Genomic DNA, 25922 nt, shown 5'->3' on the forward strand with positions numbered 1-25922 from the left:
GTCATTGCATCCGGTAAACTAACCGATATGTCATTTCGAGTGAAACTAGAAATCCATACACATGCAATCGATTTAAATGCATGTGTATAAATTTCTCCCGTTGGTCGAAATGACAAACGGAGCATATCACTTAAGTCTGTATAATGCCTACATTAAATGGCTTATCAATAGGTGAATGATTAGCCGCCTCTATACCCATGGATATTACTTTACGTGTCTCAAGCGGATTAATAATACCATCAACCCAAAGCCTGGCTGCCGCATAGTAAGGCGTCGTCTGCGAATTATAGCGTTCTGTAGTTTGTTTAAGTAATTCGGCTTCCTGTGTCTCACTAACTTCTTCGCCCCTGGCTTTCATACCGGCGGCTTGCATTTGTACCAGCGTCTTCGCGGCCTGCGTGCCACCCATAACGGCTATTTTGGCTGTCGGCCAGGCATAAATCAATCTCGGATCATACGCTTTACCGCACATGGCATAATTGCCCGCACCATACGAATTACCTATTACAAAGGTAAACTTAGGCACTACCGAATTAGCTACGGCATTCACCATTTTAGCGCCATCCTTAATAATGCCCCCTTGCTCTGACCTGCTGCCCACCATAAACCCGGTTACGTCCTGCAGAAAAACCAGGGGGATTTTTTTCTGATTACAGTTCATTATAAAACGTGTGGCCTTATCGGCCGAATCAGAATAGATCACCCCACCAAACTGCATCTCGCCTTTTTTTGATTTAATTACTTTACGCTGATTTGCGACAATACCCACGGCCCATCCGTCAATGCGGCCCAATCCGCAAATAATGGATTGCCCATAGCCCTCTTTGTATTCTTCGAAAGCTGAGTCGTCCAATAAACGGAGGATGATCTCACGCATATCGTAGGCTTTTTCACGATTATCTGGAAGCAAACCGTATATCTCTTCTGCCTTTAGCTTTGGAGCAACGGGTTTAATGCGATCAAAACCTGCTTTAGTGAAATCACCGACCATACTCATAATATTTCGAATAGAGTCAAGTGCAGCCCTGTCATTGGGCTGTTTATAATCGGTAACGCCCGATATTTCACAGTGTGTGGTTGCACCGCCCAGGGTTTCATTATCAATGTCCTCACCAATTGCAGATTTAACCAGGAATGATCCCGCAAGGAAAACAGAACCTGTGCCTTCTACTATCATGGCCTCATCGCTCATAATTGGCAAATAAGCACCACCCGCTACACATGAACCCATGATGGCCGAGATTTGGATAATGCCCATGCTGCTCATTTGCGCATTATTTCTAAAAATGCGACCAAAGTGTTCCTTGTCGGGAAAGATCTCGTCCTGTAATGGCAAATATACCCCGGCCGAATCAACCAGGTAAATTATTGGCAGGCGGTTTTCCATAGCAATCTCCTGCGCACGCAAATTTTTCTTAGCCGTTATAGGAAACCAGGCACCGGCTTTAACCGTAGCATCATTGGCAACAATTACACATTGCCGGCCAGACACATAACCAATACCCGCCACTACACCGCCAGATGGGCAGCCGCCATGCTCAGCATACATGCCTTCGCCGGCAAAAGCGCCTATTTCAAGCCAGTGTGAATCTTTATCAATCAGGTAGGCTACACGTTCGCGCGCCAGCATTTTTCCTTTTTCTTTTTGCCGGGCTGCAGCTTTCTCGCCACCACCCTGGTATATCTTCTTAAGTCGACTGTTTACCTCAAAAACCAGTTGCTTATTGATATCCTCATTTTTATTGAATTCGATATCCATTGGTAAGGTTATAATTGAAATACAATTTAGGTAAAAACGTTAAATCGGCACGTTTTGTGTTTATATAACTAAATAACACATTTTGCAACATTTGTGTTACAAAAAAATTTGGAAGTGAAACTATTAATCAGTTAATTCGTATAACTATTAATTAAGCCCCTATTAACGATGATTTTTTTAACAATAGCTTACTTGTGCCGTCGATTTAATGTGCTGCCCCGAGTGTATAGTTTGGTGTTGATTACCCGAATTCCTGCCGTGACGCTCGCTGCTTTTGCTGCCTGTGCCTACCAGATGCAATAATCAATATAATTTTCAGGATAAATTTCTGTTTTTGAACCACACTTCGTCAGGTTCAATTTTTGCGTGTTCCATCAGTTCAACCAATTCTATAGCATCGCCCGAAGTAATGACTAGTTGACGATTTACAGGTTTCAGAAAACGTTGCTCAACCATTACGTCCATTTGCTTTAGTAAATTATCATAAAAGCCATCAACATTTAAAACGCCTACTGGATGCTGGTGCAAACCGAGCTGCAACCAGGTTAATACTTCAAAAAACTCTTCTAAAGTTCCGAAGCCTCCGGGCAGCATGATGATACCGTCGCTCAAATCATTCATCATTTGCTTGCGTTGGTGCATGGTTTCAACAATGTGCATTTCGGTTAATCCGGTATGGCCAACCTCCTTATCCATCAAAAAGCCGGGTATCACGCCCACAGCCTTACCACCACGACTCAAAACTGCATCGGCTATTAAGCCCATCACGCCTACTTTGCCACCGCCATATACCAGCGTAATGTTTTTATTTACCATTACTTCGGCCAGTAATTCGACAGCTTCTTTCAAAACAGAATTGCCGTTGTAGTTGGCACCGCAGAATACGCAGATAGATTTCATGGCCTAAAGATACCCTTAAAAATTACTTTAATAAATATCGATATCAATTAAGCAGATATAACTTTTGTGCCTTATATTTAATCCTATCAATCCTTTATCACAAATGAAAAAGAGTCTGCTTATTTTATCGCTGGCGATCTTAACTTTAAGGTCTTCGGCACAAACCATTGAAAACCCCTTTGTTGAAAAATCTGAAAACGGAAGTGCCACCATCACCAAAATTGCTACCGGCGAGCATTTTACAGCGGTAACACTGAAATATACTGCGCCAGCTGATGACTCCTGGGCCGATATCAATAAAGAAATTTTTATACAAACTGATGTCGACAACAAACATTATGATTTTGTTAAAGCAACAGGCATTACATTTTCGCCCGAAAAAACGACGTTAAAAAAAGCCGGAGACGATCTGGTCTTCACCGTCTTCTTCAACAAGATACCCGCCGACGCAAAAACCATTGACATTATAGAACGTGCCGGACCGGATAACAGCAACTACTTTAACTTTTACGGTGTACATCTTGAAAAAAGCCAAACGGGGAAAGTGATTACCGATGTGGTACTAACCCCACCGCCGCCGATTCCAGGCAATAACAGTGTTGTATTTGGCGGCAATCCGGCCGAAAACAATATGTTTAACGCTATGGCTCCTATGTTCGGAACAATGATAAAAGCGGTAATGGACGCCCAATTAAGCTTTTATCAAGACGACAATAAAATTAAAGAAATAGCCAAAGCGACACATAAATATTATGAAGCACTAATTACAGAAGGCTTTAGTCAAGATCAGGCGCTTAAAATTATCACATCTGAAAGCTTGTTACCTAAAGGCAATTTGTCGAGCAAATAATTTATTGAGGATCAGCAGTAAACAAAAAAGCTTGAGATTTATGACCTCAAGCTTTTTTGTTTTTAACATAACCGCTATTAGCGCGTATAGTTAGGTGCTTCTTTAGTAATCGTAATATCGTGTGGGTGCGATTCGCGGATACCTGAAGCAGTGATTCGCACAAATTTAGCTTCCTGCAGGGCTTCTATATTTTTAGCACCACAGTAACCCATACTAGCGCGTAAACCGCCAACAAACTGGTAAACTACCTCGGCCAGGGTGCCTTTATATGGCACACGGCCTACAATACCTTCGGGTACCAATTTCTTGATATCATCTTCAACATCCTGGAAATAGCGATCCTTTGAGCCTTGCTCCATCGCCTCGATTGAGCCCATACCACGATATGATTTGAAACGACGCCCCTCATAAATAATACTTTCGCCTGGTGATTCTTCAACGCCGGCAAACAGTGAGCCTGCCATAATGGTGCCTGCACCGGCTGCTATAGCTTTGGCAATGTCGCCGGTGTGTTTGATGCCACCATCGGCTATTACCGGTACTCCGGTACCTTTAAGTGCTTTGGCGCATTCATATACCGCATATAACTGCGGAACGCCGACACCTGCAATGATACGGGTAGTGCAAATTGAACCCGGACCGATACCAACTTTAACGCCATCGGCACCGGCTTGTGCCAGGGCCAAAGCACCGTCGCCGGTGGCTACGTTACCTGCAATAACCTGCAGGCCGGGATATTTTGCTTTTACTTCTTTTAATTTATCAATAACACCCTTTGAGTGGCCATGAGCTGTATCTATAGCAATAACATCGACACCGGCTTTTACCAATGCGTCAACGCGCTCCATGGTATCGGCGGTAACGCCAACGGCAGCACCTACTCTAAGTCGGCCATGCTCGTCTTTACAAGCGTTAGGGAAGTTTTTAAATTTCTGGATGTCTTTGAAAGTAATCAGACCTATCAGTATGCCTTTGTCGTCAACAACCGGCAGTTTTTCGATTTTGTACTGTTGCAAAATTTCTTCAGCCTGCGATAAGGTAGTGCCCTGTGGGGCTGTGATGAGGTCGGCTTTGGTCATAACCTCCTGCACCGGTTTGCTCATATCCTTCTGGAAACGCAGGTCGCGATTGGTAATAATTCCTTTCAACTTGTTAGCCTCGTCAACTACAGGGATACCGCCAATTTTAAATTCGCGCATGATCTTTACCGCATCGGCGACAGTTGAAGCTTCGTGCAGCGTAACCGGGTCCTGGATCATACCGCTTTCTGAGCGTTTAACTTTGCGCACTTGCTCGGCCTGGCGCTCGATGCTCATGTTTTTATGCAGCATGCCCAATCCGCCGGCCTGTGCAATAGCAATAGCCATTTTTGACTCGGTAACGGTGTCCATTGCGGCAGATACCAACGGAATGTTCAACTTGATCTTTTTGGTTAAAAAAGATGAAGTGTTTACATCGCGTGGTAAAACTTCTGAATAAGCCGGGAGTAATAGTACGTCGTCGTAGGTTAAACCTTCTCCGACAAATTTTGATGGGTCTGACAACATAGCAAATAATTATTTGGAGGTATTATTTGCCGGGCAAAGCTAAGATTTTATTTCGGATTTCGGAAGCAGGATTTCGGAATTGCTTAAGATTTACAAAATGATGATGTTGTAATATCGGACCCCGGATGTTCGATTTCGGATTTGACTAGTTTCCTTAAATCCGAAATCGAAATTCCGACATCCGCAATTTATTCGTATTTTCCCACTATCACCTTATAAAAGCTATCAAAATCATAATATTCTTTGGCTAATCTAAGGAGCTCGCCAGCAGTTACGTTTTTAACGATTTCAGTATAGCGGTCATAATAATCATAATCCATACCTGAGAAATAAAGATTCTTGAACTTGTCGGCGTGCGAGAATACGTTTTCCAAACTTCCAAGCAATGAACCCATCATATAGTTGCGCACCAGGCTCAGCTCGTCTTCGGGTATTAGTTCTGTTTTGAGGCGGTTAATTTCTTTTTCGATTTCTCCGACAGCGGCTTTACAGACATCCGCTCCCACCTCGGTAGCAATAAACATGGCGCCACCCTGACGGTAAGAAACAATACCCGCACCAATGCCATATGTATAGCCTTTATCCTCACGGATGTTATTCATCAATCGTGAACCGAAATAGCCACCCAGCACCGTATTTAAAACCTGTACTGCCGGAAAATCAGGGTGCTGACGATTAATAAAGGGTGTGCCAATGCGTATGGCCGATTGCAGGGCCTCGGGCCGTTCCAGAAAATAAAACTTCTCTATAGCCGGCTTTAGCGCGGGCTGCGACGTGTTCGCTGTTAACGACTGGCTTTCCCACTCAGTTCCGAAAATATTTTTTAACAAGTCTATAGATGATGAGTCAACTTTACCGGCAATAACCAACGTACAGTTTGAAGGCTGATACATTTGTTGGTAATGCGTTAGCAAATCTTCGCGTTTAACGGTGTTATAGGTTTCAACTTCAGCATTTAAACCGTAAATAGTATCGCCATATAAGGCTTTATTGAACGTGCGACGCGCAACTATATCATTCTTTTTCAGATTTACCTGTAGTTTTTGCTGTTGATTGCGGATATAAGTATCCAGCTCTTTCTGAGGAAAAATCGAATTAATTAGGATATCCTTCACTACCGGTAAAGTTTTACCGAGGTGTTTAGTTAGCGAGTACAATGTAACCTGCGACTGCTCAAAACCGTAATCGACGGAAAGAAATGCTCCATAAAAGTCTATCCGGTCTGCTATCTGGGCGGCAGTCAGGGTTTCGGTACCATCTGTCAGCATGGTATTAACCGCGTTATTTAACAAAGGTTTAGCCGGATCAAAACGCAGGTTATTGAATATCCATTCAATACGCACCAATTCCTGGCCGCCTGAGTTAAGCACAAACAATTTGCAGCCGTTTGGCAACTCACTTTTTTCGGGCCTCAGTAAGTTTATATGTTCAACACCTTTAAATTCAGGGGCTATGGTTCTATCTAATATATTACTCATTGGTTTCCTCCGCCAAATAAATTAATGTAGATGAGTTATCTTTTCTAAACAACTTGATTGCCTCTGCCTTGATGCCGGCAGGTGTTACTGCAAGAAACTTTTCTGTCTCCTGGTTAAACATCTCAGCATCACCAAGCAGTTCAAAATAAGCTAGGTTCATTGCTTTATCCAACAAAGCCATTTCTGAAAAGATCATTGTTGACTCAGTTTTGTTCTGCACTTTAGCTAGCTCTTCCAACGATACCTCATCTTGAGTTAGTTTTTCAACCTCGGACCAGATTGCGGCCTCAGCCTCTTCTATGGAAACGCCTGCATTGGGCTTTCCTTCCAGCACGAACATACCTTTATCCAAACTACCGAATACATAAGCATGTATCTCGCTAAATAGTTGTTTATCTTTAACCAGTGTGCGGTATAATCTCGACGAATTACCACGCGACAAGATGTCTGAAATCAACTCAATAGCATAAAACTCTTTCTCTCTGCGTCCCGGCATTTGCAAGGCTATATAGATATCGTTAACCGGTACTTTAGCGGTTATAGTATCTCTACGCTCTTCGTGCTGGTCATCCTCCTGGGTTAAGTTACGTACATATTTCTCGCCTGCTGGTATCGGGGCAAACCATTTTTCGGCAAGTTCTTTTACTTGTTCAGTCTTAACGTCGCCGCCCACAACCATAATGGCATTTTGCGGGTTGTAATGTTTTTTAAAGAATGCTTTAACATCCTCTATCTTCGCATCGGCTATGTGTTCAATACTTTTGCCAATCGTATCCCAGCGGTAGGGGTGCTTTTTAAACACCATCGGGCGCAAACGCAGCCAAACGTCACCATAAGGCTGGTTCAAATAACGCTGCTTAAACTCTTCAATCACCACATTGCGTTGTACCTCCAAACTTTTCTCGCTAAAAGCCAGGCTTAACATACGGTCGCTTTCCAGCCAGAAGGCAGTCTCCAGGTTGGCTGATGGAAGGGTGATATAATAATTGGTGATATCGTTACTGGTGAATGCGTTATTTTCGCCTCCTACTTTTTGCAGCGGGCCGTCATAGTTTGGAATATTTACTGACCCACCGAACATTAAATGCTCAAATAGGTGAGCAAAGCCGGTTTGTTCAGGATTTTCGTCGCGCGACCCAACATCATATAAAATATTGACTACAGCCATTGGGGTGGTATTATCTTCATGAACAATAACGCGCAGGCCGTTGTCCAGTATAAAACGGTTGAATTTAACCATGTATAAGTAGTTGTTATTAAATTGAAGTGAACAAATGTATAATTTTTTAGATGCTTAGTATGTAATTTTAAGAATTTGAAGTTAAGGTGATATGACCATCGTAATATTGCAAGACATCTGCCGCTAATGGATCAGCAAAAACTTATTGAACGTATTAAAGAAACCTTTGGCAAGCTGAAAGTGCTTGAGTTGGGCGCCATATTGCGGAAAGAGCAATTCGATCTGCGCGACCTGATTCAAATAACCCATCACCAAGACGAAGCCATAGCATTCAGAGCAGCCTGGATACTGGAAAACCTGTATTTGTACAATCCAGAACTATATGTTGATTATTTGCAGGACATGTTGACTGCTATGCATTCCATAAAATGGCCAGGGGTAAGCAGGCATTACGCTAAAATAGTGATGCATGCCACATCGCCAAAGGCATCAAAAATAACCAAAGAGCGATTGGCGGAATTAGATATAGAACCGATTATTGAATTACTTTTCGATTGGCTGATAGATCCTGAAATTAAAGTTGCCGTAAAATCTTTTGCTGCCGAAGCGTTGTTCAACTTGCGCCAACAGCACGACTGGATCAAAGACGAACTACACAATCAGCTTGAATTCTTAATGCGCGATGGATCGGCAGCTATACAAAGCCGCGGTAAGAAATTACTGAAGGGCTTAAATTAAATCAGTCTTTTTTATTCCCGCCGCCAAATACCGAAAAATGAACGTAACGTTTTGGGTTAGCTTTCAGATCGATGAATAGCAGATTCAAATTATCAGACGCTGCCTGTAAGTTTCTGTACAGCGAATCGTTATGCAATAACAAACCTAAAGACCCCTTGCTACTGTTTACGTTAGCTAATGTTTGTTGCAAATCGGCTACCGCTTTATTGGCGTTATCTAAGGTTTGAGAAATGTGGCCATTAGCAAGATCGCCGCTGAATTTCTGGAAATTATTAGTAACATTATTTAAGCCGGCCGTAGTAACCTTTAAATTGGCAGAAACCATTTCGGCATTGCTTAATATACCATTGATATGTCCGGTTTGCGAACCAACCAGGGCGTCAATCTTCTTAGTCGTACCTTCCAGCGTTTGCAGTGAGTTAGCAATGCTGGCAAAACTACGATCCACGTTTTTTTGAAAATTTGGGTTCAATATAGCATTTATAGCTGCCAGTGACGAGTCAAGCTTTGTCATCAGGTTTTCGGCCTTAGTTTGTATAGGCTGCAAGCTTTCAGCCAAAGTACCCTGAATGTCAGCGCGCAGGGTATCTTTGTTTTCGGCCAGCTGTTTGCTGTCACCCAGCAAAAAAACTATGGCTTTGCTACCCAACAAATCGGTACTTACCAATTTGGCTAAAGTATTAACCGGCACATTATATTCTGATTTGATTTTGAACTCGACAGTGGTTTTACCATCGCCCCGCAATTGCATTTTTGATACGTGGCCTATTTGGAAACCATTTACCAGTACCGGTTTCGAAACGGTTAAACCGTCAACACTGCCATATACAGCATAAAATTTATTAGAACCCGAGAATACGTCATTACCCTTTAAAAAGCTATAACCTAATATAAGTACCGCAACGACAATAACGGTAAGTGCGCCTATTTTGGTTTCGTTTGATATTTTCATATAGTAGAATTGTGATGTTAGTTTGGAGATTAAATTTTCCGGGTGTGAAGCTATTTATTTTTTCCCACTCCTCCGTCTCATCAATCTCACATTAATCCCGATAGCTATCTGGATTCACACCACTATAACCAATTATCTGGCCACTTGTTCTACATCGGCCTTATAATTCTTAAGCGCGCGTATAATAGTAGCCACTATTTCGTTCTGCCCGGTTTCAGAATTCAGGTACTCTTCATCGTCCGGATTATTAATATAACCGGTTTCAATAAGCACAGATGGCATAGCGCTGTGACACAATACCAATACGCCCTGTTCGCGTATACCTTCGCTAGGCCGCCCATCAGTTTGAGTAAATTCATCATTTACCAAAGTAGCAAAATGTATACTGCGTTGCCTGAATTTGCTTTTGTATTGATTGATAAGGATAATGGACTCCGGATCATTCGGATCCAATCCGGCGTTCATTTCTGCCCCTTCTCCTTCCTCGCCTTCCGCCAACTGGCTTTTACTGATTGCCCGTTCCTCCTCGCGTCCGCGCCAGGTGCCATAAACCAATACCAGCACGCCTTTGCCAGATCTGTTTGGCTCGCGCACAGTTTTATAGATTGTTTTACCATGTTTACGCCCCACAGCCTCCCGCACTACTCTGTCGGCAAGCGAGTTACAATGAAGTGAAATAAATAAATCGCCTTTATTATCGTTAGCTATTTCAGACCTCCGCTCCCACGAAACGTCGTCTTCATTGGTACGGGTAAGTACTCCTTTTACGCCCGGCAATTCTTTTTCTATCGCGGCCTGCAATTTTAGGCCGATTGCCAGCGTTACACCTCTTTCAGTAGAGAAAGAGCCATTTGCTCCATGAGAGAAATGGCCGGTACCGGTAGGTTTACCACCGTGCCCGGGATCAATAATAACGGTTTTAAATTTGAAGCCGCTATTTACAAGGGTATCTTTTTTTACTGGTTGAGGTAATGTAAAAGAAAATAACGAAAAGCAAACGGGTAATGCCAATATTCCAAAAATCAATCTTTTCAATGCTTTATTTTTCATTATTTTTGAACGCTGTTAACTATATCTGCAAAAATACTATTCATAATTAAATTGAAATTCGTCAACTTATCTTTTCTATTTGCACTTATATTAATAGTAAACCTGATTGCGTTTGCTCATAAAGGCCGGGCTATCAGATTCAGATCGACTGCAGATACTATTATACAACTTGACTCAACAGATAAATTTCCTAGAATAACTGCTAAGTTAAAAAAAACTAAGAGAACGTATAAGGCAAAAAACGACACCGTACCCGGAATTATTGCGGGCGATACTATCAAAAAAGACACTTCAAAAAAGCGCAGCCCTTCGGGGAAGCTCGTTTTGTCTAACGATACTACAAAACGGCGTATCCCTTTAGAAGACACAACCAAGAAAGGCTCCAACCTTGATAGCGATATTAAAGAGATAGCCGACTCAAGCTATAATGATATAAAAACGCAAATAAGCTACCGTATAGGTAACGCCCGCGTAACTTATGGCGACTTTGAACTAGACGCTGAGTATATACGAATTGACCGTAAAAACCACTTGATTTTTGCCAGTGGCATGCATGACAAAAAGGGCCGTTATATTGGCCGCCCGATATCAAAACAGGGTAAGGAGTCGCCGGTTACATCAGACTCGCTGTTGTTTAACTACGCAACCAAAATAGGAAAGATATATAACCCATATACCGAACAGGACGGCAATTATATTTCGCATGGTGAAGCAAAGCGACTTAATGAGGATGAGGTAGCTTATCATAACGTTATATTCAGCGCCTGCGACAAGCCCTCAAGAGGTGAGACACCTGATTATGGTATCGTGATTACGAAAGGTATCGGCGAGCAAAAGCGCATTATATCGGGCCCTGCTTACCTGGAAATTGAGGGCGTTCCTATCCCTATCGGTATACCGTTCGGATTCTTTCCTAAACCAAACACCCGGTCGTCGGGTATTATGCTGCCAACGTTTGGCGAGGATGCTACGCTGGGCTTTTTCTTGCGCGATTTTGGTTATTACCTGGCTTTAAGCGATTATGCCGACTTGACCAACCTGGGTACATACTATTCAAATGGATCATACGAAGTAAGCAGTGCGCTTAATTACATGAACCGTTATAAATACAACGGTAATCTTACACTGGCTTACAGCTCGCATAACTACGGTTTGGCCGGCGACCCGCCGCACAAAGACTTTCATATAAACTGGCAGCACTCACAAAATCCAAATGCCAGTCCGGGTAGTACGTTTAGCGCGTCGGTGAACGCGGGTACCTCAAGCTTTTATCAAAACAACCCGGCATCTACCGGATACAACCTGCAACAGCTAACGCAAAACAATTTACGTTCAAGTATATCATACTCCAGAACGTGGGCCGGTACTCCTTTTAACTTAACTACCAGCATTGACCATAGCCAGGATCTAACTAATAAAACGGTATCGTTGACCTTGCCTAACATTAATTTCAGTATGTCAAGTATCAATCCGTTCGCCTCGAAAGATCAGGTTGATGTGCCAAAATGGTATCAAAAAATCACGTTGGCTTATAACATGACTGCCACCAATACCCTAACCAACGTTCCTGAATCGCAGTTATTTAAAAGCGAAACGCTTACCAAGCGCATGCAAAATGGCATTCAGCATCAAATACCGGTTGGCTTGAGTCTTAACGTATTTAAATATTTCCAGTTTAACATCAATACCAACTATACCGAACGCTGGTATTTTCAGTCAATTTACAAACATTACGCCCGGGCCGACTCATTGGCTACCGATACCATTCCCGGCTTTAAACGCGCAGGCAATTATAATGTAAGCACCGGTTTATCAACCAAAATATACGGTACTTTTAACTTTAAAAATAGCAGGCTTAAGGCCATACGCCACGTAATTACACCTAACATTGCATTTAGTTATTCGCCGGATTATTCCAGTTTAGAAAGATCTTACAACCGCATTATCGTAAGCAATGCCACCGTACCCTATCCGGTTGTATCGCAACGTTATTCTATTTTTTCCAACTCCTCAATCGGGTATCCGGGCGGCGGCACACAAGCGGGTTTAAATTTCAGTATTGACAATAACATAGAAGCAAAATTCAGGGCAAAAAGCACGGATACTTCGCAAACAGACAAGAAGGTGCAGCTTTTGCAAAGTTTAGCATTTTCAACTTTCTATAACTTTGCTGCCGACTCATTTAAATTACAACCCATTGCCTTATCCGGCCATACCGGTTTCTTTGGCGATAAAGTTAATGTGAGTTTCTCGGGATCATTCGACCCCTATGTTACCAAAGTTTATGATACCGTAGCCAGCGGGCGGGTATTTGCTTACGCACGCAAGTTTAACCGCTATACCTGGTTAGACGGCAAAATACCCAGATTAACTAACTTCAACCTTTCAATTAGCGGTACGTTAAACCCAGCGGCATTTCACCCCTCGGCTGTTAATAATAACAATATGATGGCCGGGCAATTTAATCCAAACCTGCCCAATACGCTCAATAACACTACGGAAGCGCAACGGCAAAGCTTAGCCTTATTAAATAGCGACCCGTCTGCTTATGTCGATTTTAATATCCCCTGGAACTTGTCAATAAACTACAGTTTTACTTATGGGGATGCTTATACCAGCTCACAACACGTCAATACCGTGATGTTAAGCGGCGACTTCAGCCTAACGCCCAAGTGGAAAATACAGTTTAATACCAACTATGACTTGCAAGCCAAACAGTTAAGTAGCGCCACGTCATTTGCTATCTATCGCGACCTGCATTGTTGGGACTTATCCATTAACTGGCTGCCTTTCGGCTTCTATAAATCGTACAACGTTACATTAAAAGTAAAATCAGACATCTTGCAGGCCTTAAAGCTAAGCAAGCGCAGCGATTATACCAGCAATGCTAACTTCAATAACTACTAAAATGCTTGCAGAGATCATAACCATAGGCGATGAGATTTTGATAGGTCAGATTGTCGATACTAACTCTGCCTGGATGGCCCAGCAGTTAAACAATACAGGCATCCGCGTAAAACAGATATCATCCGTATCTGACGGTAAACAGCATATACTCAAAGCGCTTAAAGAAGCCAGCGAACGCGCTGATCTTATCTTCATCACCGGCGGCCTTGGCCCCACCAAAGACGATATTACCAAGAATACACTTGCCGAATATTTTGGCGTCGGCCTGGTTGAAAACCAGGAAGCGTTGGATAACGTGATGCGCATCTTTGCCAAATATAACCGCCCTATGCTTGATATTAACAAAGCACAGGCATTGGTTCCATCAAACTGCGAGGTAATTTTAAACCATAACGGCACTGCGCCGGGAATGTGGTTTAACACCGGCGAAAAGATCTATGTATCCATGCCCGGCGTACCTTTTGAAATGATGTACATGATGGAAGAGGAAGTGATTCCGAAAATTAAAACCTTATTCAAACTGCCTGCTATCGTCCATAAAACAATATTAACTGTAGGCGAAGGCGAATCATTTCTGGCTACACGCATTGCTGACATTGAAGATTCGCTGCCACGGCATATTAAACTGGCATACCTGCCCAAATTGGGCCAGGTGCGGCTAAGATTATCCGGCGAGGGTGAAAACGAACAACAACTGCGCGACGAAATTGAACAATACGCCGCACTGATTGTTGAGCGTGTAGGCGAAAACGTAGGGGCCGAAGAAGACGTCGCGCTCGAAAAGGCGATATTGGATTTTATGGCCGGGCGCGGCCTTACACTATCGGTAGCTGAAAGCTGCACAGGTGGTTATATCTCGCATTTATTTACACAGCACCCCGGATCGTCGAAAGTATTTTTTGGTGGCGCGGTTTCTTATTCGTACGAGTTAAAAGAAAGCATACTCGGTGTTAAAAAGGCAACTTTGGAGAAATTTGGAGCGGTGAGTGAAGAAACGGTTGTAGAGATGGTAGAAGGCGCGCTGCGTAATTTCAAGTCGGATTTTGCCATTGCAGTGACCGGTATTGCGGGGCCCGAGGGCGGGACGCCCGATAAGCCGGTAGGTACGGTTTGGATAGCTGCAGCATCGGCACAAAAAACTGTGCGAAAGAAATTCACATTTGGCAGCAAGCGGCTGCAAAACATCGAAAGAAGCGCCACAGCGGCATTATTTATGTTGAATACTTTACTTAAGGATGTTGAAAAGTAAGCAACAGATTTTCTAATTTTGACCAAAGAACTATATTATACGTATGGCTAAATATCAGCTGTTATTGCCAAAGATGGGTGAGAGTGTTGCAGAAGCAACGGTGATTAAATGGATAAAAAATCCAGGAGATTACATAGAAGCCGACGATGCGGTAATGGAAATTGCCACCGATAAAGTTGACTCAGAAGTACCGTCGCCGGTTAGCGGCCGGCTGGTTGAACAACGTTATAAAGAAAATGATGTGGTACAGGTGGGCTCTGTTATAGCAATTATTGAGACTGACCAGCCCGAAAAAGAAGAATCAACACCGGCAGCGGCATCAGTGCAACCACCTGCACCGCAGCCTGCGGCAACACAGGCTCCGGCTCAGCAATATACACCACCGCCAGCCCCTGCACCGCAAACAAGCTATGCATCTACACCTGCCCCGGCCCCACAGTCGCAGGAAATACCGGGTGCTGATCAATTAGCTTCAAGGTTACAAACAGCGCCGCCAGCGCAACCACAAGCAGGTTCTGCCCGATTTTATTCGCCGTTAGTAAAGCACATCGCGCAGCAGGAAAACATTAGCCAGGCCGAATTAGACAGTATACCGGGCAGCGGTTCAGATGGCCGTTTAACAAAAGACGACCTGCTGGCTTACGTAAAAAACCGCGTAGCAACACCAGCAGCAGCTTCTGCTTCTCAAACGCAGGCACCTGCTCAACCCGTTTATCAAAACAGAACCCATTCGGCGCCTTCGCCGCAGGCCGCTTCTGCACCAGAAACTGCACCGGCTGCGGCAAGACAAGAAGCAGCCAAACCGGGGCAGACTAAAATTGAACACGCCCGCACACTTACTGCAAGCGGCAGCGACGAAATTATTGAAATGGACCGTATGCGCCGCCTTATTGCCGACCATATGGTTATGAGCAAGCATACATCACCACACGTAACTTCGTTTGTGGAGGCTGATGTAACCGGCCTGGTATTATGGCGCGAAAAAATTAAAAACAGTTTTGAAAAACGCGAAGGCGAGAAGATCACCTTCACTCCTATATTCATTGAGGCGGTAGTAAAAGCCATCAAAGACTTCCCGATGATCAACATATCAGTTAATGGTACACAAATCATCAAAAAAGCTTCGATCAACATCAGTATGGCTACTGCATTGCCAAATGGAAACCTTATTGTTCCTGTTATTAAAAAAGCCGAAGAGTTAAACCTGCTTGGCTTAACTAAAGCAGTAAATAGCCTGGCCGGTAAAGCCCGCACGGGTAAGTTGCAGCCTGACGATGTCAAAGACGGAACTTTCACAATAACCAACGTAGGTGCATTTAATAACCTTTCAGGTACACCAATCATTAACCAGCCGCAGGTTGCGATTTTGGCGGTAGGCACCATTAAGAAAAAGCCTGCTGTTATTGAGACGCCTCAAGGCGATGTTATTGCCATCAGGCACATGATGATGATGTCGTTATCCTACGATCATCGTGTGGTTGACGGCGCGCTGGGCGGGTCATTCTTAAGCCGTATCAGCCATTACCTTGAAAACTGGGACGGCGAAAGACAGGTATAAGTTCGAGTTCAGAGTCTTGAGTTCAAAGCCATTTTGAATTCTGACTAAGATTCTGGACTCAATCAAATTCTTCCCGAAAAAATCAAACAAGCTTCCGCTGTTTGTGGTTTAATATTTGAGGTAGTCAAGGCACTATCGCTTACTTAAACTACATTAACCATGGAAAACTATGAAACCTTAGTGGACGCCACTAACGATTTAATGAAAAGAGGATATACCGCTAACCTAAGCATGGAAGGCGATACTGTTGACGATAAGTCGCAAAATATACACATGACCGCTGATGATTTTTCGATCGATGAATTTTACCGTTTTGAAGGTCCAAGCAATCCGGCAGATATGTCCATAGTTTATGCGGTAAGCTCGCCCAAATATAATCTGAAAGGCATTATAGTAAACGCTTACGGCACCTATGCCAATGACAGTTCGTCGGCAATTGAGGCAAAGCTGCATCATTATATGGTGAGCCATAATTTGCATAGCAGTGACAGGCCGCAGGCTTAGTATTTATAAAATTGTCATTTCGAACGTACAGAGAAATCTATACATAGGTATTAACATTTGCTGAGCATGTGTATAGATTTCTGTACATTCGAAATGACATATCTAGGTAACCCCCTTATATCAAAAACGTTCTGCCCTCAATAGCCAAAGCCGTGTCCGGGAACACACTTTGCGCTTCGGCCAGCAATTCGTCAAGTGTTTTATAGCGGGCCGAAAAGTGCCCGATTAACAACTTCTTCGCATTTACTTTGATGGCAATTTCGGCAGCCTGTAAGGCCGTAGTATGATGGGTTTCATTGGCACGGTCAAGCATATTGTGCATGAAAGTTGCTTCATGGTACAGCAAATCTGCATTTTTGATTTGCGCAAAATATGATTCGTTGTATTTGGTATCAGAGCAATAGGCATACGCACGCGGTTCGGCCGAATCGATGGTTAGCGTATCATTGGGGTATACCTTACCTTGATTATCGGTATAGTCCTTTCCCTTTTTTAAAGCAGTAAAATATTCAACCGGTACGCCTATGCGTTCAACCTCTTCTTTAATCAGCTTACGCAGGCGTTTCTTCTCCCTGAATATAAAACCGGTGCAATCGATACGATGATCAAGTGGAATAGTTTCAACCATTACATCATCGTTTTCTAATATAAGGTTTGGCGATTTAGGATTGGTCGGATAAAAGAGTATTTCGTATTGTAGAATAGTTTCAGAGTACTTAAACTGCAGCTCGATAATCTCCATCAAATGCGGCGGGCCAAACAGCTTCAGCGACTTTTTACGCCCGTTTAAATGCAATGACGAAAGAAAACCAATAAGTCCTAAATAATGGTCGCCATGAAGATGGCTGATGAATATATGATCAATGCGGCTGCCCCTGATATCAAAGCGAAGCATTTGTTGTTGTGTGCCTTCGCCGCAATCAACCAAATACAGGCGCTCATTGATATTAAGCACCTGCGAAGTGGGGTTTCTGTTATAGATGGGGGTAGCAGAGCTACTGCCTAAAATTGTTACCTCAAATCTCATATCAGGTAAACAACTAAGGTACTATCTTGCTTCTTTTTTTAATTCTTTTTCTATTTCCTCCATAAAGATCAGGTCAATTGCCTCTTCGGTTGTAGGAACAATAGTCAAAACGGTTTCTAACTGCGAAATGGTTACAAGGCGAGAAACCGCGTCGTTTAATCCCGTAAGTATGAAAGAACCGGTTGCGTTTTTACATAAACGGTGACCAACTAACAAACTGCTTAAACCGGATGAATCCGCAAATTTAACCTGGGAAAGATCAAGGATAATGTTACGCTGACCTTCAGTGTTGATCAGAATCAACTCAGATTTTAATTGCGGCGTGATCAAAGAGTTTAACTTAGACTCGTTGAGCTTAAGTAATATATATTTCTCGTGTTTGTCTACTGTAAACTTCATTTCATTAATAATTTGTAACTGCTAATATATACAATATTCAGGAATATATTACAACGTGGTTAACGCGTTTTTTATAGCCATCTCTACCCTATCCAAAACATTATCTGCGTTCGGTTTAACAAACTTTTCGCCGGTTATTTGTTCGTAAAGCTCTATGTAACGTTCTGAAATTTCTTCTACTTTCTGGGGCGTCATTTCAGGTACGGTTTGTCCGTCTTTTCCCTGAAAACCATTTTCTATTAACCATTTACGCACAAACTCTTTTGAAAGCTGTTTTTGTGGCTCGCCTTCTACCTGACGCTCGTGATAACCTTCGCTATAAAAATAGCGCGATGAATCCGGGGTATGAATCTCATCAATAAGATAGATCTGGTCGCCTATTTTGCCAAACTCATATTTGGTATCCACCAAAATCAAACCCCGTTCGGCAGCAATCTCGGTTCCGCGTGCGAATAACGCCCGGGTATATTTTTCCAGCAGCTCATAATCTTCCGGCGATACAATACCTTGTGCTAAAATATCTTCTCTTGAAATATCCTCATCATGCCCTACCGCTGCTTTGGTGGTTGGGGTAATGATAGGTTCAGGCAGTTTATCATTTTCGCTTAATCCTTCAGGTAAAACCACGCCACAAACCTGGCGCTTCCCGGCAGCATACTCGCGCGCAGCATGACCGGCTAAATATCCCCGTATTACCATCTCCACCTTAAAAGGTTCGCAAATACGACCAATGGTTACGCTTGGATCGGGCACACTTACCACCCAGTTTGGTACAATATCAGACGTAGCTTCTAAAAACTTGGCGGCAATTTGATTAAGCACCTGGCCTTTAAAAGGTATAGCTTCAGGCAATACCACATCAAAAGCAGAGATTCTGTCGCTCACTACCATTACCAGGTATTGATTGTTGATCGTATAAACATCCCTCACCTTCCCCTTATAAAAACTGGTTTGGCCAGGAAAATTAAAATTGGTTTCTTTTATTGCATTCATGGTGGTTGAAGATTGAAGAATAAAGATTAAAGATTAGTTGGCTAGCGATTTGCTAATAACTAATCTCTAATCTTCAACCTCTAATAACTATTATTGTATATCCCCGTAAGCGGCTAATATCTTTCTTACTAATTTATGGCGTACAACGTCCTCACCGCTCAGGTAAACTATGTCTATACCCTTAATATCGGTAAGGATGCGCAAGGCAGTATGCAAACCTGACTGTTGTTTTTTGGGTAGATCTATCTGCGTAACGTCACCGGTGACAATAAATTTTGCCGATGGCCCCATACGGGTCAGGAACATCTTCAATTGCATATCGGTAGCGTTCTGCGCCTCATCTAAAATCACAAAACAGTTATCAAGCGTACGGCCGCGCATAAAAGCCAGCGGAGCTATTTCTATAGTCCTATTTTCCAGGTAAACCTTCAGTTTTTCTGCCGGGATCATATCATCCAGCGCATCATATAACGGGCGCAGATAAGGGTCGATCTTTTCTTTCAGGTCGCCCGGCAAAAAGCCCAGATTTTCGCCGGCCTCAACAGCCGGACGGGTTAATATAATGCGTTTGATCTCCTTATTTTTTAGTGCGCGAACAGCAAGTGCCACCGCTGTATAGGTTTTACCCGTACCTGCGGGGCCAATGGCAAACAAAATATCGCTTTTGGCAATACTCTCTACCATTTTTCGCTGGTTAGCTGTACGAGCCTTAACCATTACGCCATTAGGGCCAAAAACAATAACCTCACCACTGGCAAACTTGTCGGCAGACGCGTCAGCAGCAGGCGCGGAAGTATCAACTTTTGAACCCAGAATCCGCTCCAGGTCCTGAATGCTGATATTTTCGTATTTCTCGACGTGCTCGATCAGATGCTTGAACTTTTCTTCAAAAACAACCAGTTCACGCTCATCGCCCAACACCTTTACCTCGCTGCCGCGGGCAACTATTTTAAGTTTAGGATATTGTTTTTTGATGATCTCGAAATGATCGTTATTAGGCCCCCACAAAACTGCCGGATTTATATTCTCGATTGATAATTTGAGTTCGTTCAAGAGTAATTTTGATTATATTATTACTGATTTTTATGAATTAAAAATTGAATATTTGCAGCGTCTAACGCTTGTACAAGATTAGCAATAAATATTTAAATAATTAATGGCAATAATAACTTTAACTACTGATTTGGGCGATAAAGACATTTATCAGGCTGCCCTTAAAGGAAGCATCTTAAAGCTATTGCCAACTGTTAATATTGTTGATATTACCAATAGTGTACCTGCCTACAATGTACAACAAGCGGCTTTCATTTTAAAAAATAGTTTTCACTATTTTCCTGACGGAACGGTGCACCTGATTGGTATAGATACCGTATACAGCGACGACACCAAATATCTGGCTCTTAAGTATAATAACCATTACTTTGTAGGTTCAGATAATGGTATCTTTTCGCTGATGTTTAACCAGGAACCTCAGGAGATTGTGGAGATCAACATTATGCAGGATCTGAAGTTTCTGCATTTCCCCCTGGCTGATATTTTTGTGAAAGCGGCGTGCCATTTGGCGCAGGGAAAAAAACTGGAAGAGATTGGTTTACCAACAAGCGGTGTTGAACAAAAAATGAATTTGCAGCCCGTGATCGAGAAAAACGTAATCAAAGGTTCTGTAATTTATATAGACTCTTTTCAAAATGTTATTACTAATATTACCAAAGAGTTTTTTAATAAAGTACAACAGGGCAGGCAATTTACGCTTTACTTTAAACGTAACGAGACTATCAATCACCTGAGCTGGCATTACAGCGAAGTGCCCGAAGGCGAAAAACTGTGTTTGTTTGGTATTAGCGATCATTTGGAGATTGCCATCAATAAAGGAAACGCCAGCGGATTGCTGGGGCTTAACTTAGGCGACAGCGTTATTATTGACTTTGATTATCGTAGATGAAAAAATTAATATCATTTTATTTACTGTGTTTTTTATGCACCTGTGCGTCGGCACAGTTCAAGGCTGATTCAATTGCCTATCAGCGTCAGCGTGCCAAGATTAATGCTATGCTAGCCAGCCGTAGTAGAAAATTTGGGCAATATGATCAAAGCTTAAGTCAACATACCGGCATTTTCGGGCTGCAAACCAAAAAAGACATTCGCCGGAGCAATGACATTTTGATGGATATTGTTAAAACCGACAATGATATTTACCGCGAATTAAAAGTATTACTTGATTATCGCGCTTTCCAGCAAAGCGAAGCTCAGGATCGCTCTAAAGAAACCGAACAAACGGCTACTGAATCAATGTATACCATTAGCCGTCTGCAAGATCAAATAGTAAAACTCAAAAAACAAAACGACGATTATACAAAGTTGATAGATAAAGAGTCGCTTAACTTTAAGATCATTGTTTTTATTCTGGTGATCATCATCCTGTTCCTGCTGAGAAACCAGATACGCCGCAAGGAGAATAACGCTTAAATGAATTTAACCATACACGGTGCAGCGCGCCAGGTAACCGGCAGCATGCACTTGCTTGAAGTTGGCACCTATAAAATACTGATAGATTGCGGACTTGATTACGAAAAGGATCGCAGTATACAATCTAACGAAGACTTTCCGTTTGACCCTGCCAGCATTGATGTGGTGGTGTTAACACATGCACATATCGATCACTCTGGTAACATACCCACATTGGTTCGCCTGGGTTATGAAGGGCAAATTCTTTGCACCCCACCTACTGCCGACCTGACCGAGCTCTTACTGCTTGACTCGGTAAGCATTTTTACTAATAAAGCTGAAAAAAGCCGCAAGCACAAAGGAAAGGGCAAGTTTGGCACCAACTTGCAGCCGTTATACCTGCAAAAGCACGTAATGGATGCTATGGACCGCTTTGTAACCATTGGGTTTAACAAACCTTTTCGGATTACGGGCGATATCGAACTTACTTTTGTACCTGTCGGGCATTTGCTCGGCGCCGGGGCAGCTGTGTTTAAGATCAATGATCACGGCGAAGAAAAAACCATAGCTTTTACCGGCGATATTGGCCGCAAGAACTATCCAGTGTTGGACGACCCGCAAGTATTGCCTGCGGTTGACTTCCTGGTTACAGAATCTACCTATGGCGGGCGGATGCATACTAAAGACAAGACTGTACAAGATACCCTGATAGAGATTATAGACAAATGTTGCGTAAAAGAGCAGGGACGCCTGATCATTCCGGCGTTTAGTATCGGGCGAACCCAGTCGCTGGTTTACTCGTTGAATAAGATTTTCAGCAGCGGCCTGTTGCCGCCGGTTAAGGTGTTTGTTGATAGCCCCATGGCTACCCGGGCTACCGAGATTTTCCGCAAACACCATCACCTGGTAAATGCAGAAGCTCAGGATTTTTATAAGCAAAAGGGCGACGAGTTTGAGTTTGATAACCTTACCTATGTGGAAACCCTGCAGGATAGCCGCCAGGTATCCAACTATTATGAGCCTTGCATCATTATCTCCTCTGCGGGGATGCTGGAGGGTGGCCGCATACAGGATCACCTGTTTTACAACATTCAGAACTTTTACTGCACCATCCTATTCATAGGCTATTGCGCCAAAGGTACACTGGGTTACCGGCTATTGCGCGGCGACTCGATAGTGCACATCAAAGACCGCGACCTGGCCGTTTATGCCACCATCAAACAAACCGATGTTTTGAGCGCTCACGGCGACCATGATGATTTGATGAACAATGTGCGTTCGCAGGATAAAGTTAAATTAAAACATACTTTCCTGGTACATGGCGAGGATAGCAGTATGCAGGCTTTAGCTGAAAGTCTCGGGAACGAGGGCTATAAAGTTACCATACCAGAGAAGGGCGTTAGCTACACATTGTAATGTAATTAGTGTTTCAAAAAATATGAAACACTTTGAAACACCATTTTTGTCTAACTTGCTAATAATTAAACATTTAACTAAATGCAGTGAAACACTTTGAAACAGTACTAAAGCTTTAGCTTAATTACATTAATACGCTGTATTTCAGTTATTTAAATACAATTTACCAAATATTCCTAAAAAGAGTGAAACACCTTTTGGTGAAACACCACAAAAGATAAATTACATTATTACCGCATAAACCAATGCATATAACCGCAACTGGCGCAAACAAAACAGGTAGCGGTTCTGTCAGTCCATTCCAGGTTTAAAAATGTGCGTCCGGGCGAATGCAATTGCTCTGTCCGTGTATGAAAGGTCCGGTTATTGCAAAACATGCAAATCAATTGCTTATTATCAATTTCGTACGATTTTGGTTCGTCGGCAGTGAATAATCCCATGGTGTTTAAGTTTCTTTAAGATGGTTTGTTATTAGAGCGATAAAGTTATTGGAAGTTACAAAATCGGGATAACATACACATCTCAATTCAGCTGTCATTTCGAGCGATAGCGAGAAATCTATACACGGATTAATAGATTTATTACCGCATGTATAGATTTCTCCCGTTGGTCGAAATGACAACTATTAATGGGAATACAAACAAAAAAGGCGCTTACCGCGCCTTTCCAACTATTGTGAGTATAATCTCTTATTTTTTAAAATGACCGATAATTAAATTGGCCAGTTCAACACCAATACGCTCCTGGGCTTCGTTGGTTGCAGCGCCGATGTGCGGCGTTAACGAGATTTTCGGGTGTGACAGGATCTCCTGGCGCGGGTTGGGTTCGTTATCAAACACGTCCAAAGCTGCGTATGATACCTGGCCGCTGTTCAGGGCATCGATCAAAGCCAGTTCGTCGATCAAACCACCACGGGATGCGTTGATCAACTGAACACCTTTTTTAGTTTTAGCCAATTCTTCGGCACCGAGCAGGGCCTTATCGATAAACGGTGTATGCAAAGTGATGAAATCAGCAGTGGTAATGATCTCATCCAAAGTTGTTTTTTTAACGCTCACGTTAACTTTTGTACCACCTGATCCCAGTACAATCTCAACCTCCGGGTTAAAATCAAACAGGTCATACGCCAGCACGTCCATACCAACGCCAATAGCAATTTTAGCTACCTCGCGACCGATACGGCCAAAACCAACAATACCCAAAGTTTTGCCACGCAGCTCAATACCTTTGGCATAAGCCTTCTTTAAACCGTTAAAGTTAGTTGCACCTTCAACCGGCATTTTACGGTTACTATCATGCAGGAAACGTACACCGGTAAACAGTTGGGCAAACACCAATTCGGCTACTGATAAAGACGAAGAGGCCGGAGTATTGTAAACACCTATGCCTTTTTCTTTTGCGTAATCAACATCAATATTATCCACACCAACGCCGCCACGGCCAATCAGTTTCAAATTAGGGCAGGCATCAATCAGGGCCGCACGTACCTTGGTAGCACTGCGCACAGTAATAGCATCGTAAGCATTCAGTTTAGCAGGCAGTTCATCCTGCGGAATATTGTTAGTATCCACCTCAAAACCGGCTTCCTCTAACATTTTTTTACCGATAGGATCAATCCCATCGTTAGCTAATATTTTGATCATTGTTTTATGTCATTGAGTCATTTGGTCATTAAGTCATTATGATCACAAAAAATGACCGAATGACTTAATGACCTAATGACGTTTTAAACTATTTATTTTTCTCTTGAAACTCCTGCATTACGTCAATAAGCGCGTGTACGCTGGTGATTGGCAATGCGTTGTAAATTGATGCGCGGAAACCACCCACACTTCTGTGGCCCTTCACCCCTACTATGCCTCTTTCGTCGCATAGTTTCAGGAAAGGCTTTTCGTGTTCAGGGTTTTCCATTACAAAGCAAACGTTCATGTCTGAACGGTCTTCAACAGCGCAAACCGGTTTAAACAACGGGTTACGGTCAATCTCTGTATACAGCGCTTTTGATTTTGCTTTATTTTCCTGCGCAATAGCTTCAACACCACCTTTTGATTTTAACCAACGCAGGGTCAACATTGAAACGTAGATAGCAAATACCGGCGGCGTGTTATACATTGATCCGCCTTCAATTTGCGTTTGATAGTTGTACATTGAAGGGATCTTACGGTCAACCTTACCCAATATCTCGTCTTTAACAATAACCAGGGTAGTACCGGCAGGGCCCATATTTTTCTGAGCACCGGCATAGATCAAACCAAAATCGGCAACGTTGAATTTGCGGCTAAATATGTCTGATGACATATCGGCCACCATCGGGATTGGCGATTTAGGGAATTCGTGCAACTGGGTACCATAAATGGTATTATTTGACGTGATGTGGAAATATGCCGCATCAGTTGGTATAGTATAATCTTTAGGAATATAGGTATAGTTGCTCTCTTTTGATGTGGCAATAACATCTACCTCACCAAAGTATTTAGCTTCTTTTAAAGCCTTGCTAGCCCACACACCCGAATCAAGGTAAGCAGCTTTTCCGGTTGAAGGTAAAAGGTTTTGAGGCACCATGGCAAACTGAGTGCTTGCACCGCCTTGTAAAAACAATACCGAATAACCTTCCGGAACTTCTAACAATTCTTTAACTAACTTAACAGCTTCGTCAAGCACAGCCTCAAACTCTGCCGAACGGTGCGAGATCTCTAACAGAGATAGCCCGATTCCATTAAGATCAACAACTGCCTCGGCAGCTTGCTTTAAAACTTCATGAGGTAAGATGCCCGGTCCGGCACCAAAATTGTGTTTCATATGTTATTAAATTGGTTGTTGCCCATACAAATTAAGAACTTTGTATTTTGTTGCCGCAAAGGTAGTCAATTTGACAAAATAGGAAGGTTTTATTTGCATTTATTTTAAAAAATACAAATATTTAATAATTATTGCTTTAAAAGCGCTTTGTTTAAAGAATTTTAAATGGCA

At 42.8% G+C, this 25922-nt stretch carries 23 protein-coding genes; 9 read left to right on the forward strand and 14 right to left on the reverse strand.

Going from position 1 to position 25922, the window contains the following annotated elements; genetic code table 11:
• Window positions 1-130: 130 nt before the first annotated feature.
• Window positions 131-1759, reverse strand: coding sequence for an acyl-CoA carboxylase subunit beta (locus ACFS5N_RS07220; RefSeq protein ID WP_377183711.1), 1629 nt, complete (start codon window positions 1757-1759; stop codon window positions 131-133).
• A 315-nt stretch (window positions 1760-2074) separates the two neighbouring features.
• The gene (locus tag ACFS5N_RS07225) at window positions 2075-2659 is read right to left on the reverse strand and encodes an LOG family protein (protein WP_377183713.1); all 585 of its coding nucleotides are present in this window, start codon (window positions 2657-2659) and stop codon (window positions 2075-2077) included.
• A gap of 103 nt (window positions 2660-2762) precedes the next feature.
• Here ACFS5N_RS07225 and ACFS5N_RS07230 point away from each other — a divergent pair, with 103 nt between their 5' ends.
• A complete protein-coding gene (locus ACFS5N_RS07230) occupies window positions 2763-3509 on the forward strand; it encodes a hypothetical protein (RefSeq protein WP_377183715.1) in 747 nt (248 codons plus the stop codon).
• 77 nt (window positions 3510-3586) lie between these two features.
• Here ACFS5N_RS07230 and guaB read toward each other — a convergent pair whose 3' ends face one another.
• The 3 genes from guaB to ACFS5N_RS07245 form a co-directional block, all read right to left on the reverse strand.
• The gene (gene guaB, locus ACFS5N_RS07235) at window positions 3587-5056 is read right to left on the reverse strand and encodes an IMP dehydrogenase (protein ID WP_377183717.1); all 1470 of its coding nucleotides are present in this window, start codon (window positions 5054-5056) and stop codon (window positions 3587-3589) included.
• A gap of 188 nt (window positions 5057-5244) precedes the next feature.
• Window positions 5245-6534, reverse strand: a complete 1290-nt coding sequence (locus ACFS5N_RS07240; protein ID WP_377183719.1) for a M16 family metallopeptidase — start codon at window positions 6532-6534, stop codon at window positions 5245-5247.
• Window positions 6527-7774 (reverse strand): M16 family metallopeptidase, encoded by a 1248-nt coding sequence (locus ACFS5N_RS07245; RefSeq protein WP_377183720.1) that lies wholly within the window; start codon window positions 7772-7774, stop codon window positions 6527-6529. The genes ACFS5N_RS07240 and ACFS5N_RS07245 overlap by 8 nt, the downstream gene beginning before the upstream one ends.
• Before the next feature lie 126 nt (window positions 7775-7900).
• Between ACFS5N_RS07245 and ACFS5N_RS07250 the strand changes: the two genes are divergently transcribed.
• Window positions 7901-8452, forward strand: a complete 552-nt coding sequence (locus tag ACFS5N_RS07250; protein WP_377183721.1) for a hypothetical protein — start codon at window positions 7901-7903, stop codon at window positions 8450-8452.
• 1 nt (window position 8453) lies between these two features.
• Here ACFS5N_RS07250 and ACFS5N_RS07255 read toward each other — a convergent pair whose 3' ends face one another.
• Both ACFS5N_RS07255 and ACFS5N_RS07260 read right to left on the reverse strand, forming a co-directional pair.
• Window positions 8454-9404, reverse strand: a complete 951-nt coding sequence (locus ACFS5N_RS07255) for an MlaD family protein (RefSeq protein ID WP_377183722.1) — start codon at window positions 9402-9404, stop codon at window positions 8454-8456.
• 132 nt (window positions 9405-9536) lie between these two features.
• Complete coding sequence (locus ACFS5N_RS07260; protein ID WP_377183723.1) at window positions 9537-10454, reverse strand: N-acetylmuramoyl-L-alanine amidase family protein; 918 nt, start codon at window positions 10452-10454, stop codon at window positions 9537-9539.
• A 51-nt stretch (window positions 10455-10505) separates the two neighbouring features.
• Here ACFS5N_RS07260 and ACFS5N_RS07265 point away from each other — a divergent pair, with 51 nt between their 5' ends.
• The 4 genes from ACFS5N_RS07265 (at window position 10506) to ACFS5N_RS07280 (ending at window position 16672) form a co-directional block, all read left to right on the forward strand.
• Window positions 10506-13361 (forward strand): putative LPS assembly protein LptD, encoded by a 2856-nt coding sequence (locus ACFS5N_RS07265; protein ID WP_377183724.1) that lies wholly within the window; start codon window positions 10506-10508, stop codon window positions 13359-13361.
• A gap of 1 nt (window position 13362) precedes the next feature.
• Window positions 13363-14610, forward strand: coding sequence for a competence/damage-inducible protein A (locus tag ACFS5N_RS07270; RefSeq protein ID WP_377183898.1), 1248 nt, complete (start codon window positions 13363-13365; stop codon window positions 14608-14610).
• 43 nt (window positions 14611-14653) lie between these two features.
• Window positions 14654-16168, forward strand: coding sequence for a dihydrolipoamide acetyltransferase family protein (locus tag ACFS5N_RS07275; RefSeq protein WP_377183725.1), 1515 nt, complete (start codon window positions 14654-14656; stop codon window positions 16166-16168).
• 159 nt (window positions 16169-16327) lie between these two features.
• Complete coding sequence (locus ACFS5N_RS07280) at window positions 16328-16672, forward strand: phosphoribosylpyrophosphate synthetase (RefSeq protein WP_377183726.1); 345 nt, start codon at window positions 16328-16330, stop codon at window positions 16670-16672.
• Window positions 16673-16787: 115 nt separating this feature from the next.
• On the opposite strand, the gene ACFS5N_RS07285 is transcribed toward ACFS5N_RS07280, so the two are convergent.
• The 4 genes from ACFS5N_RS07285 to ACFS5N_RS07300 form a co-directional block, all read right to left on the reverse strand.
• Window positions 16788-17699 (reverse strand): ribonuclease Z, encoded by a 912-nt coding sequence (locus ACFS5N_RS07285; protein WP_377183727.1) that lies wholly within the window; start codon window positions 17697-17699, stop codon window positions 16788-16790.
• Between the two features lie 21 nt (window positions 17700-17720).
• Complete coding sequence (locus ACFS5N_RS07290; RefSeq protein WP_377183728.1) at window positions 17721-18098, reverse strand: STAS domain-containing protein; 378 nt, start codon at window positions 18096-18098, stop codon at window positions 17721-17723.
• A gap of 48 nt (window positions 18099-18146) precedes the next feature.
• Window positions 18147-19091 carry a phosphoribosylaminoimidazolesuccinocarboxamide synthase gene (locus ACFS5N_RS07295; RefSeq protein ID WP_377183729.1) on the reverse strand — a complete coding sequence of 315 codons (945 nt, stop codon included), beginning with the start codon at window positions 19089-19091 and terminating at the stop codon, window positions 18147-18149.
• A 90-nt stretch (window positions 19092-19181) separates the two neighbouring features.
• A complete protein-coding gene (locus ACFS5N_RS07300) occupies window positions 19182-20144 on the reverse strand; it encodes a PhoH family protein (protein WP_377183730.1) in 963 nt (320 codons plus the stop codon).
• A 103-nt stretch (window positions 20145-20247) separates the two neighbouring features.
• Here ACFS5N_RS07300 and ACFS5N_RS07305 point away from each other — a divergent pair, with 103 nt between their 5' ends.
• The 3 genes from ACFS5N_RS07305 to ACFS5N_RS07315 are packed head-to-tail and all read left to right on the forward strand — an operon-like array spanning window position 20248 to window position 22952.
• A complete protein-coding gene (locus ACFS5N_RS07305) occupies window positions 20248-21033 on the forward strand; it encodes an SAM hydrolase/SAM-dependent halogenase family protein (protein WP_377183731.1) in 786 nt (261 codons plus the stop codon).
• Window positions 21030-21557 (forward strand): hypothetical protein, encoded by a 528-nt coding sequence (locus ACFS5N_RS07310; protein ID WP_377183733.1) that lies wholly within the window; start codon window positions 21030-21032, stop codon window positions 21555-21557. The genes ACFS5N_RS07305 and ACFS5N_RS07310 overlap by 4 nt, the downstream gene beginning before the upstream one ends.
• Window positions 21558-22952 carry an MBL fold metallo-hydrolase gene (locus ACFS5N_RS07315; RefSeq protein ID WP_377183735.1) on the forward strand — a complete coding sequence of 465 codons (1395 nt, stop codon included), beginning with the start codon at window positions 21558-21560 and terminating at the stop codon, window positions 22950-22952.
• 230 nt (window positions 22953-23182) lie between these two features.
• Here the strand turns inward: ACFS5N_RS07315 and ACFS5N_RS07320 are convergent, their stop codons facing one another.
• The 3 genes from ACFS5N_RS07320 to serC form a co-directional block, all read right to left on the reverse strand.
• The gene (locus ACFS5N_RS07320) at window positions 23183-23392 is read right to left on the reverse strand and encodes a hypothetical protein (protein ID WP_377183737.1); all 210 of its coding nucleotides are present in this window, start codon (window positions 23390-23392) and stop codon (window positions 23183-23185) included.
• A gap of 249 nt (window positions 23393-23641) precedes the next feature.
• Window positions 23642-24595: a D-2-hydroxyacid dehydrogenase gene (locus ACFS5N_RS07325; RefSeq protein WP_377183739.1), complete on the reverse strand. Its 954-nt coding sequence runs from the start codon at window positions 24593-24595 to the stop codon at window positions 23642-23644.
• 88 nt (window positions 24596-24683) lie between these two features.
• Window positions 24684-25751 (reverse strand): 3-phosphoserine/phosphohydroxythreonine transaminase, encoded by a 1068-nt coding sequence (gene serC, locus ACFS5N_RS07330; RefSeq protein WP_377183741.1) that lies wholly within the window; start codon window positions 25749-25751, stop codon window positions 24684-24686.
• Between the last annotated feature and the right edge of the window lie 171 nt (window positions 25752-25922).

It is taken from the genome of Mucilaginibacter ximonensis (assembly GCF_042686265.1).
GTDB classification, from domain to species: domain Bacteria; phylum Bacteroidota; class Bacteroidia; order Sphingobacteriales; family Sphingobacteriaceae; genus Mucilaginibacter; species Mucilaginibacter ximonensis.